We start from the raw sequence: 13,084 nt of genomic DNA, 5'->3' as shown, positions 1-13,084 counted from the left end.
CCTTTGCGCTTTTGTGAAAAGGGGCAGGGTATATGGAACCAGTCATCAAAATCATGACGGAGGCAGAGTATATGATTGCCCTGTCACGCGGTGAGATCAATGAACCGTCACTTCAATCGGAAGGGACAATCAAATGCTGCACACCGCAGCAAATCGGTAAGGTCGTCAAATCGTCCTATCCAGGTGAGTCGGTCGTTCTCGTATCGTTACACGTCAACCGACTTGGTCAGCTGCTACATTATGAGTTGGATGAGGATGGAGAACGTTATCCGCATGTGTATAGTGCCATCCCGATGACTTCGGTCAAACAGGTGCAACCGTATGGGTCACGCGACAATGGAACGGTCACATATTTCGCTTTCGAGCGAATGTGACCTTCTTTTTTGTATAATTTGCATGAATATACTTTACAAGTAATAATTATGTGTATATAGTGGTTGAAGACACAAGTCGGACAACTGATGTGTCATAGAACAGTTGAGCTACGTTCACACATATGTCATAATTTTGTTAAAGTTCTGATAATTATCATTCAACTATGAAAGGGAGATGAAGATGAAAAAAGGTTTTCTAGCATTATGTTTAGCAGGACTGGCCGCGTTCTCAGTCGCGTGTGGGGCAGACGTGAACGAAGGAGGATCGACATCGACCGATGGTGAGGATGACAAAGTCATCGTCATGGGTACAAGTGCCGATTACTTCCCATATGAGTTCGTCGATACAGCGAATGGCGACGAGATTGTCGGATTTGATATCGATATCGCCAAAAAAGTGGCAGAGAACATGGGATATGAATTGAAAATTGAAGATATGGATTTCGGAAGCTTACTTGGGGCCCTCAATGCAGGTCGAGTCGACTTCGTCATGGCGGGGATGACTCCGACAGAAGAGCGTAAAGAAAATGCCGATTTCTCAGATATTTATTTCACAGCGGTGAACTTGATCTTGTCAAAAGATGATTCGCTTCAATCACTTGAAGACTTGAAGGGGAAAAAGATCGGAGTCCAGCTCGGTTCGATTCAAGAAGGGATTGCACAAGATCAAATCACAGATGCTGAGATCGTCTCGTTGAACAAGATTCCTGAGATCATTCAAGAAATCAAGACAGGACGTATTGACGCGATGGTCATCGAAGATACGGTCGCGAAAAAATACCTCGAGCAAGATAGTGAATTGACGACATTTGAAATTGTGGACGAAGAAGAAGCAGGTTCTGCTGCTGCCTTCCGTAAAGATGATGAACTCCGCGATCAATTCAACGAAGAGTTGAAGAAGATGATCGACAGTGGAGAAATCGAAGAGTTAGCACAGAAATGGTTTGAAGAAGAGGCTGCGCCAGCCGAATAATGAATCGTACGAGGCTGACTGAATATGAATCGGTCAGCCTTTTTTTAGGAGGAACTCACTATGGATTTTAGCCGGATTTATGATTCGATCCCTTATATACTTGAGGGGATTCCAGTCATGTTCCAAGTGGTGATCGTCTCGGCATTGATTGGGATCTCACTTGGGATTGTTGTCGCTACATTAAAAATTGTCCCGAATCGTCTGATTAACTTTATCGGACATGCTTATACGGCGGTGTTCCGTGGGACACCACTCATTTTGCAACTCGCCATCATCCACTTCGGATTGCCGCAACTGACGGGATATATCACGACACCGTACCAGTCAGCGGTCATCGCCTTCTCGCTCAACTCGGGGGCGTATATTTCAGAGATTATTCGAGCGGGTATCCAAGCAGTAGATAAAGGACAGTGGGAGGCTTCGGATGCTCTTGGTGTCCCGTATGTCAAACAGTTACGTTCTATCATCTTGCCACAGGCGTTCAAGAACATCTTGCCTGCTCTTGTGAACGAGATGATCACATTAACGAAAGAGTCTGCACTCGTCTCGACGGTCGGGGTGCTCGATATCATGCGTCGTGCGCAAATCGTCGGTGGGCAGAAGGCAATCTACTTCGAACCGCTTCTATTCGCCGGTGTGATATACTTTACGATAGTGATGATCTTGACGTATCTTGGACAACGTCTAGAAAAACGGTTAAGAAAGAGTGATGGAAGATGATCGAAGTAAAAGACCTACACAAACAATTTGGTGACTTAGAAGTGTTAAAAGGAATCACGACGACGATCGAGCGTGGTGAAGTGGTTGCTGTCATCGGACCGTCCGGGTCTGGTAAATCGACATTTCTACGCTGCTTGAACATGCTTGAGATTCCAACGAGCGGGACGGTAAGTGTCGACGGATTCGAGCTCACGAAAAAAGGGGCGAACGTCGCGAAGGCGCGTCAAAACATCGGGATGGTATTCCAACAGTTCAACTTGTTCCCTCATATGAGCGTATTGGACAATTTGACGTATGCACCAATCAACGTCTTAAAAGTTAGCAAGGCGGAAGCGCTGGAACGTGCGAAGAAATTACTCGAACGTGTCGGCCTTTCTGAAAAAATCGATGCCTATCCGAGCCAACTCTCGGGTGGACAAAAACAGCGTGTCGCCATCGCGCGTGCCTTGGCGATGGAACCGAACGTCATGTTGTTTGATGAACCGACATCGGCACTTGACCCTGAGATGGTCAATGAAGTACTCGACGTTATGAAAGGGTTGGCTGAGACTGGGATGACGATGGTCGTCGTCACACACGAAATGGGCTTCGCCCGTGAAGTGGCAGACCGCGTCCTCTTCCTGGATGAAGGGATTCTCATGGAAGAAGGAAAACCGGCTGACCTGTTGTTGAATCCGCAAACAGACCGGGCGAAACGTTTCTTGGAGAAAGTGTTGTAATCTGAACTTACGAAGGAAGGATGAATACACGTGAAAATCACCTATTATGGACATGCGACTGTAGGATTTGAGATTGATGGCGTAAACGTGTTGATCGATCCATTTTTGACGAGTAACCCTCATACGGAAATAGACCCTTCTACACTACGTCCGGACTATTTGTTGCTCACACATGCTCATTTCGATCATATCGAGGATGTCGAATTGATTGCGAAATCGTCGGGTGCGACGATTGTGGCGACACATGAACTCGCAACGTATTACGAGAAAAAAGGCTTCTCTGTTCACGGGATGAACATCGGGGGAGGTCATGCTTTTCCGTTCGGACGCGTCACGATGACGCAAGCGTTCCACAGTTCGAGCTTTGACATGGGAGACACACCGGTCTATATGGGGATGCCTGCCGGATTCATCATCGAGACGAACGAACTGACGGTCTACCACGCTGGAGACACGAGTCTCTTCTCCGATATGAAGATGTACGGTGAACGGTTTGAAATCGATGTCGCGTTCCTTCCAATCGGAGACAACTTCACGATGGGGCCAACAGACGCTTTAGATGCGGCGCAGTGGCTTCAAGCGAAACGTGTCGTTCCAATCCACTTTGATACGTTCCCGCCGATTAAACAAGATGCTCAGGCGTTTTGTGACCAATTGCACCGTCGAGGTCTCTTGATTGAACCGAATACGACGATCGAGATTTAAGCATGGACGTGATTCAAGCGACGCGAGAGTTCATCGGAACGATTCATGCAGATGACGCGTCGGGTCATGACGTCGCCCACATTACGCGTGTCGTCCGACTAGTGGAACGTTTAATGGAGGATGAACCGGTCAATCGGACGGTTCTCCTCCTCTCGGCATATTTACACGACGTGGAAGATCATAAGCTCGGTCGTCCGAACGGTCTCGTCAAACAGCATCTGTCCTCAATTGACATCACTGAAGAGCAAGTGGACTTGGTGATGGCGGTGATTGATGAGGTCTCCTTCTCAAAAGGCAAGACCCCAACGACCCGGGAAAGCGAAATCTTGCAAGACGCCGACCGTCTTGATGCGATGGGGGCCATCGGGATTGCGCGAACGTTCCAGTTCGCGGGTTCTCGCAAAACTCCGCTTGATTTGTCGGAAGAGAGTGCCATTCAACATTTTCATGACAAGCTGTTGAAGCTGGCGTCGATGATGCATACCGCAAAAGCAAAACAACTAGCGATGTCACGTCATGCTTTCATGCAGCAGTTCCTAGAACAGTTTCATGAAGAATGGGATGGGGTGGACATATAAAAGGACGACCGAGTATATTCGGTCGTCCTTTTGATTAGAATGGATGCTTGTTCAACCAATGACCACCGTCAAGAGAGATGCAATCCCCGTTTAAATAGCGCATCTCGTCTGATGCCATCCAGTAAGCGAGGTCCGCGATCTCTTCCGGTGTCCCAAAACGTCCAAGTGGGACGTTACGGCGAATACGCTCTACTTCTTTTACGTGGGAGACGAGCTTTTCAGCGCCGCCTGTCCGTTCAATCGGTCCAGGACTGATGGCATTGACCCGCGCGCCGAATTGATAGCCCCATTCAACCGCGAGTGTTCGCGTCAAGTTCAAGACCCCTGCTTTCGCTGCCGCACTCGGTGCGACACCAGGTCCTGCCTGCCACGCATAGGAAGCGACCATGTTGATGATGGAGCCGCCACGGATTTCATCTGCTTCCCAATGTTTCCCGAGAACATGGGTGCAGTTGAATGTCCCGTTCAAGACGATGTCGATGACACTTGCCCAACCATTAGGAGATAAATCAAGAGTCGGACACACAAAATTTCCGGCAGCATTGTTGACGAGTGCGTGTACAGGTCCATAAGCGGATACGATGTCAGCCAGTGCTTTCGCGCATCCTTCATAGTCACGAACGTCATGTTGCACACTCATCGCCTGACCTGCATCGATTGAATTCAAATCGTTCATCGCTTCTAGTAGTCGTTCCTCGTTTCGACCGCTGATAGCGACGTTCCATCCTTCCTGTTTAAATTTTAATGCCATCGCTTTCCCCATGCCGGACGATCCCCCGGTAATCCAAATCGTTTTCATCTTAATTCCCCCTCAAGAATGAATGGTCGTTCATTTATACTATTCGTCTTGTGATGTGAAAATCCTTCAATAAGATGTTGATTCATATTGAATCATTCCTTTGTCCTGAAACGTATACAGACGTCAAGCAGCCCGACTCGTATGAGCCGGGCTGCTTTTCATTGAATTTTTTTCAAGTACTTCAAACCGAGTTCACGGTCAATCGTGTACATTGTACCAGCAACTTTCTCGCCCCAGTATGGATCGGATGCATAGAAGATATTGATGCCTTCCTGCTTGTTCCCGGGATAATCGCCACGAGCGTACGGCCCTGTGACATATTTAGTCGCAAACAATTCAGCAGCAGCTTGTACGCTGGCGTCAATTGTTTTAAAGGATGTCGCATTCCCGCTCGGGTCGTCATCTGTCGCGCGGAACCCAAATAGGTTCCGCTTGTCTCGAGCGATATCGGACGTTCCAAATCGGGACTCATGCCCGGCAACCGCCAGCAGGAATAAGGCATTGATGTTATACGTATCTTCTGCCCGTTTAAAGGACTTTCCTTCCCCAGCGAGCGGTGAATCGATCGACGTTAAATATTGATCGAATTCTTCAGCCGAATATGGAGACGACGTCCGAATCGATGCAAATTGATAAGGAGAATCAAAGACGTCTTGGACACGTTCTGTGTAAAAACGGTCATCCGAGCGTTTCTCGGTCGGGCCTACAAGGAATGTACCAGCGAGATTGGCGTTCGCTTCCACCGTATGGTAGACGTCACCATCCCGAATCTCGTAATATCCACGTCTCTTCACAACCGCTTCAGGGAATAACGCCATTTGATCCGGTTTGACATACACATCCGCCCCGGAGATACGTACTTTAAGATGATCGTCTCCGCGTTCAATTAGTTGAAGTCTCGTGCCACCAGCGACATAGGATTGTCGTGTTTTAAATGATGCATCTTTATATAAGTTTGTGATAGCATCACTCGGAGTGACGACGACTCCGGTACCTGTAAAATCGAGTATTTCTCCAGAGGGGGAGAACAATGTCCGGTTCTTACCGGCCGTCATGTATCGTTTTGCTTCTGCGAGAGATTCGAACGACCTCGTGACACGGTCGCCATTCGTCACCGTTTCGACGGTATAGGTGTCTTCACGGGAAAATTGAATCCATAAAAAGGCTGCGATGGCGAGACTAAGTGTCGCAATCATCGGCCAAACCTTAAGTCTTTTCTTTCGTTTCAATCAAATCACTTCCAAACTTTTGAATTGCCAAACGAGTTGATTTAGTCAACAATTTGATGGAGAAGGGGGAAATTAGTATGAAAATTGGAACGCGGACGTTAAAGACCGCGGTCGCAGCAGGTATCGCGATGCTCATTTCCGAAACAATTCATCTCGATTATTTTGTATTTGCAGCCATTATCGCCATTTTAAGTATTCAAGAGACGCGTAAAAAATCGATTCGCGCCTCCTATGAACGAGTCATGGCAAGTCTTCTCGCCATCGGAATGGGTGCGGCGATGTTCACGCTACTCGGCTATTCACCGGTGACGCTCACACTTTATTTTGTCATTTTCATTCCGCTCGTACAACAATTGAAACTGCAAGACGGGCTCATTACAAGTGTCGTCATCTTGACCCACCTCTACACCGAAGCACAGTTTTCACTCGAGTTATTTATCAATGAGCTATTGCTCATTGCAATCGGTGTCGGTGTCGGGCTCATCGTCAACATGTATATGCCGACGCTTGACCGTGAGATTGAACGGATTAAAGAGAATATCGACCGTTCGCTTGCTGTTCTGTTTTATGACGTGGCGGCATGTGTCGAGACGGGCGTCTATAACAATCACTCGATGATGCTCATCAAGACGCGGGACTATCTGAAAGAGGGGAAAGATTTGGCTCTTCGCCGTATGGGGAACTCAATCGGAAAGCGAAACGAGGACATGGACTATCTATACTTCCGAATGCGTGAACGACAGTATGATATTCTCAAACGAGTCGCGGATAACGCCAGAGAAATCACGATGGTCGTCAATGAAGCGAAACCGGTCGCGACGTTTTTACGTCGAGTCGGGGACCATGTGAACGAGCAGGCCGATGCCTCTGTCTTTTTACAGGAGCTAGAAGAGATGATTGAGCATTATCGAAAAAACGTACCTCTCCCCACGACGCGTGAGGAATTCGAGGTACGCTCATCCTTATTAAATATTTTATCAGATGTAAAAAGTTACTTGATCTTGAAAGAGCGATACATCTTGCTCTTAAAAGAACATGGTCATGCTCGAGAGAAACGTGCTGATTAAAAAGATTGAGACGATGACGACGACGCCGATTTGAATGATGCGTTGTCGTCTTTTCTGTTTTTTCTTCATGGTCTGCCTCCATATACGTGTTTGCCATCATTGTACAGAATGGAAAAGATTCGTGCAATCTAGGGGAGTTTGATATAATGGTCAAGAAATGTTTGGATGGAGGGATGTTGTTTATGGTAAACGAGACACGCGTGCTCGACACATTTTTAGGATTGGTCGGCATCGATTCAGAAACGAAGGAAGAAGCGGTCATCTGTGAACATTTGAAAGGTGTATTCACAGAGCTTGGCTGCGACGTCTACGAGGACGACGCATCAACGAAGACGGCACACTCTGGTAACAACTTGATCATCACGTTGCCTGCAACGAAAGAAAATGTTGATCCGATTTACTTTACGGCTCACATGGATACGGTTACTCCAGGTAAAGGAATCAAGACGAGCATCAAAGACGGATATGTCGTCACGGATGGTACGACGATTCTCGGAGCAGACGACAAGACCGGCCTCACTGCGATGATCGAACTCGTGCGTGTATTGAAAGAAAAACAAATTCCACATGGTCAAATCCAGTTCGTGATCACGGTCGGGGAAGAATCAGGTCTCGTCGGTGCGAAAGTATTGGATTTATCGAAAATCGATGCGAAGTTCGGTTTTGCCCTTGATTCGGATGGACCAGTTGGAGACATCATTGTCGCCGCTCCGACACAAGCAAAAGTGAACGCGAAGATTTACGGGAAGACGGCTCATGCTGGTGTCGCACCTGAAAAAGGAATCTCGGCGATTCAAATCGCAGCGAAAGCCATCGCGAAGATGCCGCTCGGTCGTATCGATGAAGAGACGACAGCCAACATCGGACGCTTCGAAGGGGGCCGCGCGACAAACATCGTGTGTGACTATGTCGAAGTTCTTGCTGAGGCCCGTTCGCTCATCCATGAGAAGATGGAGAAGCAGGCAGAAACCATGAAACAAGCGTACATCGAGGTCGCTGAGTCGTTCGGTGGTCGTGCTGAAGTGGACATCGACATCATGTATCCTGGATTCAAGTTTGAGGAAGGGGACGAAGTCGTTGAGGTGGCGAAACGTGCGGCTCAGACAATCGGACGTCCGACTCGAATCTTACACTCAGGGGGCGGTTCGGATGCGAACGTCATCGCCGGTGGGGGAATCCCGACAGTCAACTTGGCGGTCGGCTATGAAGAGATTCATACGACGAACGAACGGATGCCACTTGAAGAGTTATACAAACTCGTCGAGTATGTCGTGACGATCGTCGAAGAAGTCGCATCACCTAAGCAATAAAAAAGAGCCGACCATTCGTCGGCTCTTCGTATGTGTTCGTACTCGTTATGCTGCGAACTCCAGTGATTCTAAAATCAACTCGTCTGTGCAATGAAGTTCGATCGCTATGTCGTGAATGCGGATAGAGGTGCCTTGTTCCTGTTGGTGCAAGCGATTCATCAAAGCTGCGCGTTCTCGAATCGTCTCATAAATCGATTCGGGTTGTTCTGCCTTGGTCATCACAAATCACATCCTTTTCAGCGATTACGTCAAGTATAGCATGGAACGGCTTGAAGAAAGGAATTAAATATTTATGAAGTTACAGTTTTTAGGAACTGGGTCGGGGATGCCTTCGAAACAGCGCAACGTATCGGGGCTAGCTCTCGATTTATCGAACGTGACCTGGCTGATTGATTGTGGTGAGGGCACGCAACACCAAATGCTCTACACGAAAATCAAACCGAGGAAAGTGACCGCGGTATGGGTGACACACCTTCATGGTGACCATGTCTTCGGATTGCCTGGATTCTTGTCGACTCGTTCGGCACTTGATGGGGCCTCGCCCTTGACCGTCTATGGACCAAAAGGATTGAAAAAATGGCTAGAAGTTACGTTGCGTGTCACGGGCTCACATTTAGGATATGAGCTGACCGTGATCGAGTACTCCGACGGGGACACATTCATACAAGACGACCATCTCGTCACTGTGCGAAAATTAGAGCATCGGTTCCCTTCATTCGGTTTCCGAATCGATGGTCCAGAAAAACCGGGCATGTTACGCGTCGACCTTGTAAAAGAACTCGGCATTCCAAGTGGACCGATTTATCGAACAATCAAAGAATCAGACCAATTTGAATTTGAAGGAAAATGGTATGACTCTAAAGAATACGTCACTGAACCGATTCCGGGAAAAATCGTAGCGATTTTAGGAGATACAATCCCGTGTGAGAACGCGCAGAAGTTGGCGGATGGAGCAGACCTCCTGGTTCACGAGGCGACGTTTATGGAGGCGGAACAAGCGCTCGCTCGGAAGTATGGTCACTCGACGACACGTGAAGCGACCGCGCTAGCGAATGCGTGCGCCGTCGGCAAGCTGATTGTGACACACATCTCAGCACGCTATGTCGGACGAGAGGAAGAATTTGTTCAAGAAGTTGTGTCGGATTTTCCATCGAGTCTCGTTGCGACGGACTTTTTAGAATATACAGTGGGGGATTGATGTGACCATTCAACTCTATGTATGGGCAGCCTTTTTAGTAATCAGCGTTCTATTAGGGATTCGATTAAATCAATTGAAAGAGCCGGAAGCGAACTTCTTTCCAAAGTTCTTATTTTATTCCCTACTTGGAATCGTGTCTTTTCCCATCGGCGGGTTTCACATTCCGATTGGCTTTCTATTGTCTTTTTTGTTCTTTCCGAAACAGAACAGCCGGTATAAATGGTATGGGGCACTGTTAGGGTTCTTCTTTTTTCTTGTCTTGCTTTTTGTCCCGTTATTCGATCAATCCGGCTTTCGTTCCGAATCGCAACAAATCGGCGCCGTTTCGGTCACGGATGAATCGTTTGATGACATGACTGAAAAGTTGTTACAACGAATCAATAGTGAATCGATTAAATTAGATCGTGGGAAACTACAGATCGACCGAGAAGGGAACGTTCAATCCATTGAGTACTTACTCATGGTGGAACGAGCCGAATCGTTCCAACAGATTCGTGTAACATACGGCTCAGGACAACTTTCGTATGAACAAGTGGATGAATTACGTAAAGAATCTGGACAGGCCTTTTTTGAAAAGCTAGTCGAATTCGACCACATGCTGTCGACGTTACGAGGTCCTTCGTGGGAGGAGTATACTGACGTCGTTTCTGCCCCAGTGTTACAACTTTCCTATGATGGACTGTATGACATGTATACGTTCGAAAACGAATCGATGCTCATGATTAATCGGGACAATGAACTGGTCAAGTTCTGGCTCCAGCGCGAACCGGTCCTCGCAAACAGCATCCAACTCGTCGGACTGACACGGGAAGGACGGGGTTCAGGCGAACGTTTTGCGATACTATATAACTATTCGATACATCAACGAGAGGATTTGACAGAATGATCAAACCGTATTTGAGTATTTCCCTATTAGCGACCGCACTTCTTGTCGGATGTGGCGGAGAAGAAACACAACAAGAGACCTGCGATGTAAGTCCAACCATTTCCGTATACAATGCGGCGACGGAGGAGACGCTCTATCAAGAGAAGAGTGTTTGTCTTGAAGAGGATGCGACCGTGCTCGACGCATTAAAAGCGACAGGGCTTGATCTAGAAGTGACAGGAAGCGGAGACATGTCGTACGTGACGGCAATCGAAGGCATCGAAGAAAAATCAGAAGGACAATCGTCAGGCTGGGTATTTGCTTTTAATGGCGCGCCCGGAGATGAAGGGGCCGGTGCTAAAGAAGTAGAATCGACGGATGTCATTCAGTGGCGGTTTGAAGAAGATGCGATTGCTTTCTTCGAATGAGGCAGATTGGGAGCGGCGACATCCTGTCACGCTCCTTTTCTTTTTATTTAGTCATCTATTCATTCTGACGTATATCCATGATGTCACAGTATTTGTCATCGGCCTTGTCCTTTTGCTCATGCTTGAACGTCGGTTTCCATGGACGATGCTCATCGTATTGATTGCGTTTGCTCTCGTCTCGGTCTTCCCTGCATTGTTCGGATGGGAGTTATCGCTCACTTACATATGGCGTCAGCTATTGAAGTTGGCTACTTTCTTACTTGGCATGCTGTGGATTTCTCGGATTGTTCGATTGGAACGATTGCTCCCACTTCTCTATAAATGGCCCCGTTCAACTTCCCTCTTGTACGGGGCGTGGGCACTTATTCCTTCGATGGAACGAGCGGTACGTCAGTCGCTCAGAAGTCACCCCAAAAAAGCGTGGCAAGAAGCAATCGAGATTGGCATTAATAGCCAAAGGCATGAGCCACGATTTGCGGTCGAGCCGATGCGTCGATTCCGATTTGAGGATGTTCTCCAACTCTTTATGATTGGCTTGATTGGTTATGTATCACTCGAGTGGACCATCATCCCATGGCTCATCTATCCATACGTCACAAAAGGAGGTGTTCGTGATGCAATGGCTTTCTACCGTTGACGGGTCGCTCGAGGCATATATCGAGCGGTATCGTCCTCAAGTCATCAGAATGAATCAACCATTCTCAGGAAAAGTTGGTCATTTATTATCCCGTGTTGATTCGCTTCGGGGGGCGGAACTCGCCTCACTCTTACAAATCGATGCCCTGTATCCAAAAGCGTTTGACGCCTGTTCAAGCGGTGAGCAACAGATTGTACAAGTCGCTTATGCTCTATTAGATCAGCCCGAAGCAATTGTACTTATCGAACCGTTCCGCCACCTCGATCAATTCCGTAGAGAACATCTAGAGATGCTACTTCGTCGTACTTCCGGTCTCGGTGTTCGGATTGGTTATACGGAACGGGCGCAAGAATCGTCTGAAGACATGAAAATCACTTTCCGACAATCGGAGACGATACCAAGAATTGAAGCGACCGATGTATCCTATCGTCATCCGCTTCAGGCGACTTATGCCATTGAAGAAGTGACGGTCCAAATGAATGAACCGGGCCTCACAGTCTGTATTGGGACGAACGGAAGTGGAAAATCGACGTTGCTCGAACTTTTAGCAAGGAGCAGACGCCCTCTTCGTGGACGGGTGAAGCGGGGGGAGCGAGCTGCTTATCTTCCTGCCGAAACGGAATACGGTCCGTTTCCGAAAGAATCGAACCGGAGGATCGCTCAACTACAAGCCGTCCTGAACGACTCGGCAAGCGTCCTTTTGCTCGATGAACCGACGGTGGATTTAACGAATGGGGAACGTACGGCGTTCCTTGAAGCGCTCTTGAAAAAGTCCGAATCAGCACGCGTGCTTTGTGCGACACATGATTTGGCGTTAGTCGACCAAGCGACGGACGTGATTTACCTTGCGAGTGGTCGCGTGGTCTTTCAAGGAGAACGGTCACTCTTTCAAGAACGGAGTACGCTATGGTCACATACGTCCTCGCTATTCTGATTGCCATCCTGGTGCTGTATCGATTTGAGAAATCCGATCTCCCGGTTCAACCGCTCGTGCAGCTTTTGGCACTCGCAGTCATCGGTCGCTGGCTTTTCATGACGATTCCGAACGTACAACCGACGACAGCCATTTTGATGCTGACGGCACTATGTATTGGATTGAATGCTGCGGCGGTCCTTGCACTTTTCGTACCCATCTTGTCAGGTCTGTTGCTCGGGATCGGACCGTTCGTCTTCTATCAATTTTTAGGCTGGCTCCTTATCGTAACGCTCGTCAGCAGTTTTAGACCGTTATGGATGAAGTCGAACATCCTTTTTCTTCTGTTTGGTTTTTTGTCCGGATTTATATATGGATGGACGACCAATCTAGCGTTCTTCGAAGTGATTGGAGCTGATTTTTGGAAGCTACTTCTACTCAGCGTCCCGTTTGACTTGGCACATGGGCTATCGAACGTCGTTTTCCTCTTTTTAATCCGTCCCTTGTTCGAGCGCATATTCCTTCGTCAACTCGGGTAAATATACAATAGTCATATCATTTTGAGTGAG

17 protein-coding genes are annotated in these 13,084 nt (G+C 47.8%); 14 read left to right on the top strand and 3 right to left on the bottom strand.

Annotated elements, in window-relative coordinates; translation table 11 throughout:
• Nucleotides 1-32: 32 nt before the first annotated feature.
• The 6 genes from F3H97_RS05975 to F3H97_RS05950 all read left to right on the top strand — a co-directional run bounded on the left by F3H97_RS05975 (nucleotide 33) and on the right by F3H97_RS05950 (nucleotide 4,069).
• Nucleotides 33-374, top strand: a complete 342-nt coding sequence (locus tag F3H97_RS05975) for a DUF952 domain-containing protein (RefSeq protein WP_196430844.1) — start codon at nucleotides 33-35, stop codon at nucleotides 372-374.
• 181 nt (nucleotides 375-555) lie between these two features.
• A complete protein-coding gene (locus F3H97_RS05970; RefSeq protein ID WP_012726549.1) occupies nucleotides 556-1,347 on the top strand; it encodes a transporter substrate-binding domain-containing protein in 792 nt (263 codons plus the stop codon).
• A 60-nt stretch (nucleotides 1,348-1,407) separates the two neighbouring features.
• Entirely contained in the window at nucleotides 1,408-2,067 is a 660-nt protein-coding gene (locus tag F3H97_RS05965) for an amino acid ABC transporter permease (protein ID WP_012726548.1), read from the top strand.
• Entirely contained in the window at nucleotides 2,064-2,786 is a 723-nt protein-coding gene (locus F3H97_RS05960; RefSeq protein ID WP_031423364.1) for an amino acid ABC transporter ATP-binding protein, read from the top strand. Before F3H97_RS05965 ends, F3H97_RS05960 begins: the two co-directional genes overlap by 4 nt.
• Before the next feature lie 30 nt (nucleotides 2,787-2,816).
• Nucleotides 2,817-3,491 carry a metal-dependent hydrolase gene (locus F3H97_RS05955; RefSeq protein ID WP_196430843.1) on the top strand — a complete coding sequence of 225 codons (675 nt, stop codon included), beginning with the start codon at nucleotides 2,817-2,819 and terminating at the stop codon, nucleotides 3,489-3,491.
• A gap of 2 nt (nucleotides 3,492-3,493) precedes the next feature.
• Nucleotides 3,494-4,069 carry an HD domain-containing protein gene (locus tag F3H97_RS05950; protein WP_159562448.1) on the top strand — a complete coding sequence of 192 codons (576 nt, stop codon included), beginning with the start codon at nucleotides 3,494-3,496 and terminating at the stop codon, nucleotides 4,067-4,069.
• Between the two features lie 34 nt (nucleotides 4,070-4,103).
• Here F3H97_RS05950 and fadH read toward each other — a convergent pair whose 3' ends face one another.
• Both fadH and F3H97_RS05940 read right to left on the bottom strand, forming a co-directional pair.
• On the bottom strand, nucleotides 4,104-4,868 hold the full coding sequence (fadH, locus tag F3H97_RS05945; RefSeq protein WP_031423370.1) for a 2,4-dienoyl-CoA reductase: 765 nt from the start codon (nucleotides 4,866-4,868) through the stop codon (nucleotides 4,104-4,106).
• Between the two features lie 158 nt (nucleotides 4,869-5,026).
• Nucleotides 5,027-6,097: an N-acetylglucosaminidase gene (locus tag F3H97_RS05940; protein ID WP_230872820.1), complete on the bottom strand. Its 1,071-nt coding sequence runs from the start codon at nucleotides 6,095-6,097 to the stop codon at nucleotides 5,027-5,029.
• A 77-nt stretch (nucleotides 6,098-6,174) separates the two neighbouring features.
• Between F3H97_RS05940 and F3H97_RS05935 the strand changes: the two genes are divergently transcribed.
• Nucleotides 6,175-7,164: an aromatic acid exporter family protein gene (locus tag F3H97_RS05935; RefSeq protein WP_159562447.1), complete on the top strand. Its 990-nt coding sequence runs from the start codon at nucleotides 6,175-6,177 to the stop codon at nucleotides 7,162-7,164.
• Between the two features lie 182 nt (nucleotides 7,165-7,346).
• Nucleotides 7,347-8,474 (top strand): M20/M25/M40 family metallo-hydrolase, encoded by a 1,128-nt coding sequence (locus tag F3H97_RS05930; RefSeq protein WP_012726541.1) that lies wholly within the window; start codon nucleotides 7,347-7,349, stop codon nucleotides 8,472-8,474.
• 45 nt (nucleotides 8,475-8,519) lie between these two features.
• On the opposite strand, the gene F3H97_RS05925 is transcribed toward F3H97_RS05930, so the two are convergent.
• Nucleotides 8,520-8,693, bottom strand: coding sequence for a hypothetical protein (locus F3H97_RS05925; protein WP_012726540.1), 174 nt, complete (start codon nucleotides 8,691-8,693; stop codon nucleotides 8,520-8,522).
• Between the two features lie 73 nt (nucleotides 8,694-8,766).
• Here F3H97_RS05925 and rnz point away from each other — a divergent pair, with 73 nt between their 5' ends.
• From rnz to F3H97_RS05895, 6 genes are read left to right on the top strand one after another with little or no spacing between them, the layout of a single operon-like run.
• On the top strand, nucleotides 8,767-9,672 hold the full coding sequence (gene rnz / locus F3H97_RS05920) for a ribonuclease Z (protein WP_159562446.1): 906 nt from the start codon (nucleotides 8,767-8,769) through the stop codon (nucleotides 9,670-9,672).
• Between the two features lies 1 nt (nucleotide 9,673).
• The gene (locus F3H97_RS05915) at nucleotides 9,674-10,558 is read left to right on the top strand and encodes a hypothetical protein (protein ID WP_196430842.1); all 885 of its coding nucleotides are present in this window, start codon (nucleotides 9,674-9,676) and stop codon (nucleotides 10,556-10,558) included.
• Nucleotides 10,555-10,965 carry a DUF4430 domain-containing protein gene (locus F3H97_RS05910; protein ID WP_159562444.1) on the top strand — a complete coding sequence of 137 codons (411 nt, stop codon included), beginning with the start codon at nucleotides 10,555-10,557 and terminating at the stop codon, nucleotides 10,963-10,965. The genes F3H97_RS05915 and F3H97_RS05910 overlap by 4 nt, the downstream gene beginning before the upstream one ends.
• Nucleotides 10,916-11,602, top strand: a complete 687-nt coding sequence (locus tag F3H97_RS05905) for a hypothetical protein (protein ID WP_230872819.1) — start codon at nucleotides 10,916-10,918, stop codon at nucleotides 11,600-11,602. Before F3H97_RS05910 ends, F3H97_RS05905 begins: the two co-directional genes overlap by 50 nt.
• Nucleotides 11,580-12,536 carry an ATP-binding cassette domain-containing protein gene (locus F3H97_RS05900; protein WP_196430841.1) on the top strand — a complete coding sequence of 319 codons (957 nt, stop codon included), beginning with the start codon at nucleotides 11,580-11,582 and terminating at the stop codon, nucleotides 12,534-12,536. Before F3H97_RS05905 ends, F3H97_RS05900 begins: the two co-directional genes overlap by 23 nt.
• On the top strand, nucleotides 12,509-13,054 hold the full coding sequence (locus F3H97_RS05895; protein WP_159562442.1) for a hypothetical protein: 546 nt from the start codon (nucleotides 12,509-12,511) through the stop codon (nucleotides 13,052-13,054). Before F3H97_RS05900 ends, F3H97_RS05895 begins: the two co-directional genes overlap by 28 nt.
• Nucleotides 13,055-13,084 lie beyond the last annotated feature (30 nt).

This window comes from Exiguobacterium sp. SRB7LM (genome assembly GCF_015712685.1).
Lineage (GTDB): Bacteria > Bacillota > Bacilli > Exiguobacteriales > Exiguobacteriaceae > Exiguobacterium > Exiguobacterium profundum.
The sequence above is the reverse complement of the archived record's forward strand: the minus strand, read 5'-3'. Positions and strand labels throughout refer to the sequence as shown.